General features: G+C 68.1%; 4 protein-coding genes. 1 reads left to right on the forward strand and 3 read right to left on the reverse strand.

Going from position 1 to position 3,247, the window contains the following annotated elements; genetic code table 11:
• On the reverse strand, nucleotides 1-545 hold a 545-nt coding region (locus ACMUOO_RS16860; protein ID WP_413855777.1), incomplete at its 3' end, for a hypothetical protein.
• Nucleotides 546-746: 201 nt separating this feature from the next.
• Between ACMUOO_RS16860 and xth the strand changes: the two genes are divergently transcribed.
• Nucleotides 747-1,526 carry an exodeoxyribonuclease III gene (xth, locus tag ACMUOO_RS16865; protein ID WP_301918019.1) on the forward strand — a complete coding sequence of 260 codons (780 nt, stop codon included), beginning with the start codon at nucleotides 747-749 and terminating at the stop codon, nucleotides 1,524-1,526.
• Nucleotides 1,527-1,529: 3 nt separating this feature from the next.
• Here the strand turns inward: xth and ACMUOO_RS16870 are convergent, their stop codons facing one another.
• Together ACMUOO_RS16870 and dksA are read right to left on the reverse strand one after the other, a co-directional pair.
• A complete protein-coding gene (locus ACMUOO_RS16870) occupies nucleotides 1,530-2,705 on the reverse strand; it encodes an FAD-dependent monooxygenase (RefSeq protein ID WP_301918018.1) in 1,176 nt (391 codons plus the stop codon).
• Nucleotides 2,706-2,785: 80 nt separating this feature from the next.
• Nucleotides 2,786-3,208, reverse strand: coding sequence for an RNA polymerase-binding protein DksA (dksA, locus tag ACMUOO_RS16875; protein ID WP_301918017.1), 423 nt, complete (start codon nucleotides 3,206-3,208; stop codon nucleotides 2,786-2,788).
• Between the last annotated feature and the right edge of the window lie 39 nt (nucleotides 3,209-3,247).

The following is a 3,247-nucleotide window of genomic DNA, read 5'->3' on the forward strand; positions in this document are numbered from 1 at the left end:
CCCCAGAAGGCGGAGATATCGTAGCGGCACCTGCCGTCCGTGCAGAAATCCTCCGCATTCCCCGGACAGGCATCGGCGGCGCGGCAGATCATCGCCTTCGCGTAGGAATCCGCGAAGATGTACGAGGCGTTGTCCACCAGCTTCTGGATGTCTTCCTGCGCGACGATCTTGCGGTGGCCGTATTCGGTCAGCACCATCACCGGCGTGCGCCCCTGCGGATAGCTGTCAAGCTCGATCCGGTAGAGCGGCTTCACCACCACGCCGATCGGGTACATCTCCTGGAATTCGTACTCGTTGGCGTTGCAGCTGACGTTGGCGAAGCGCCCCGGACGGACGGTCACGTAATAATCATCCGCGCCATAGCCGCCGCGTTCGGGTGGCACCTCGTCATTGCCGAGGAGCGAGGCGAGGTTCCAAAGCAGGGTCTGCTGCGACTCGTCCACGCTTGCGAGGTCGTCGCAGGGATCGGGCGCCGCCCATCCCGGTCGGGCGGAAGCCATCATGACCGTCAGGACGGCAAGGAGCAGCGGGATTATGCGTCGCATGGAAATACGCCTCGAAACAACCTCAACAAAGGACTCAAGGGACTTGTAATCGTTGGAGCATATCACGATCTGCCGCGAATCGGAATGCACTCCGGGGTCGGGATTCCCATACCGTTTTCAACCCTGGCGCGAGGCTCGCCCCCAGTTGCGGCGGGCGCCGCTTCGCCGTTAGGATTGGCCGGAAACCCTTTCGAGGCCTCCATGAAGATTGCGACCTTCAACATCAACGGCATCAAGGCGCGGACGGAGGCCCTGCCGGAATGGCTCGATGCCGCCGCGCCGGATGTGGTCCTCCTGCAGGAGATCAAGTCGCAGGACGCGGACTTCCCGCGCGAGGTCTTCGAAGGCCGTGGCTACTTCGTCGAAACCCATGGCCAGAAGGGCTTCAACGGCGTGGCGATCCTGTCGAAGCTGCCGCTCGAGGACGTGGCGCGCGGGCTGCCGGGCGACGACACGGACGAACAGGCACGCTGGATCGAGGCGACGGCCACCGGCAAGACGGCGGTCCGGCTTTGCGGGCTTTACCTGCCGAACGGAAACCCCGCGCCGGGGCCGAAGTTCGACTACAAGCTGGGCTGGATGGACCGGATGCGGGCGCGGGCGGCGGCGCTCCTGGCCGAGGAGGTTCCCGTCGTCCTGGGCGGGGACTACAACGTCATTCCCCAGGCCGAGGATGCGGCCCGGCCCGAAGCCTGGGTCGAGGACGCGCTCTTTCGTCCCGAAAGCCGCGCGGCGCTGCGGCGGATCGAATATCTCGGCTACACCGACGCCTTCCGCGCCCGCGAGCCCCGGCCGGGGCATTATTCCTTCTGGGACTATCAGGCCGGCGCCTGGGCGAAGAACAACGGCATCCGCATCGACCACCTGTTGCTCAGCCCGCAGGCCGCCGACCGTTTGCGCGCGGCAGGGATCGACAAGGCGGTGCGGGGCGGCGAGAAACCGTCGGACCATGTCCCAGTCTGGGTCGAACTCGACGCCTGACGATCAACCCGTTACCGGCGCGGTCACGTCATGGCCGTGGAGCCAGTCGAAGCGATCCATGAGCATCCCCGGTGCGAAGCGCCCGGCGAACCGGAGGCCGAGGTGGGCGAGATCGCGCCGGACGCCGGCGAGGTGATAATTCCGCGCATTGGCATTGGCGGCACCGACGATTCGCCGCACCCGCACCTCGCGCCGCGCCTGATAGGCGGCAAGCGCCGCCTCGGGCGCGGCGCGGGCGAGGCAGTCGGCCAGCACCCAGGCATCCTCGAGTGCCATATTGGCTCCCTGGGCGAGGAAGGGCAGCGTCGGATGCGCCGCATCGCCGAGAATCGCCGCCCCCTGCCCCTGCCAGCGCGCGGCCACGGGATGGCGGAAGAGACCCCAGAGGTTCGGCCGCTCGATCCGGTCGAGCCAGCCGCGAACCTCGGGCACGAAGGCCTCGAACGCGATGCGGAGCGCGAGCGGATCGTCGGTCAGCGACCAGCTTTCCTCCGCCCAGCGGTCGCGCTCCTCGACCGCGACGATGTTCCTCAGCCGCCCGCCCCTGAGCGGGTAGGTCACGAGGTGCCGGCCTGCGCCCATGAAGACCCGCGCGACCGGCGGCAGGCCGCCGTCCTCCGGCAGTGTCGCGCGCCAGGCGACCTGGCCGGTGAAGAAAGGCGCCACCGTGCCGTTCAGCGCGGCCCTGACCTTCGAATGCAGCCCGTCCGCCCCGATGAGAAGGTCGCAGTCGATCTCCTCTCCCTGCGCCGTGGCGAGGCGCGGCGGATGGGGGCCGAGCGTCACCCCCTCGACCTTCTGCAGGAGCCGTATCGCGACGCCCGCCGCCCGCGCGCCGGCGGCCAGCAGGTCGACGAGGTCGGCGCGGTGGACGAAGCGGAATACCTCGCCCGGCCGCCTCCGGGCCAGGTCGAGCCGGACGACGCGCCCGCCCGCCTCGCCATCTATGAGATCGACCGCTTCGGCGCGCTGCGACCCTGCCTCCAGCGCATCGCCGAGGCCCAGTGCGGCGAGCACGCGCGCACCGTTGGGCGAAATCTGCAGGCCCGCGCCCACCTCACGAATCTCGGGCGCCTGTTCCAGGATTGTCACCTCGGCACCGCGGAGCGCGAGCGCGCGTGCCACGGCAAGGCCCGCGACACCGGCCCCCAGCACCGTCACCTTGCGTCCCTCGAGCATCGCCCCCTCCGAAGGAAACGCCGGAGCCTTGCGACCCCGGCGCCGGAAATGCGTCCGTTCGGCCCCAAGGGGGCCCGGGATCAGTCGTCGCGGTGGACCCGCTCGCGTCGTTCGTGCTTTTCCTGCGCCTCGAGCGTCATCGTGGCGATCGGGCGCGCGTCGAGCCGTTTCAGCGAGATCGGTTCGCCGGTCACTTCGCAGTAGCCGTATTCGCCGTTCTCGATCCGACGCAGCGCCGCGTCGATCTTGGTGACAAGCTTGCGCTGGCGGTCGCGGGTGCGCAGTTCCAGCGCGCGGTCGGTCTCCTCGCTCGCGCGGTCGGCGATGTCCGGAACGTTGCGGGCACTGTCCTGCAAGCCTTCCAGAGTCTCGGCCGATTGCTCGAGAAGCTCTTCCTTCCAGACGAGAAGCTTGCGGCGGAAATACTCGAGCTGGCGCTCGTTCATGAACGGTTCATCTTCTGCCGGACGGTAATCGTCGGGAAGAAAGATCTCGGGTTTCATCTCCGCTCCCTTCCTTGGTCCGGCACCGGAAGTCGCTAT

The organism is Albidovulum sp. (assembly GCF_041919395.1).
Classification (GTDB): Bacteria; Pseudomonadota; Alphaproteobacteria; order Rhodobacterales; family Rhodobacteraceae; genus Albidovulum.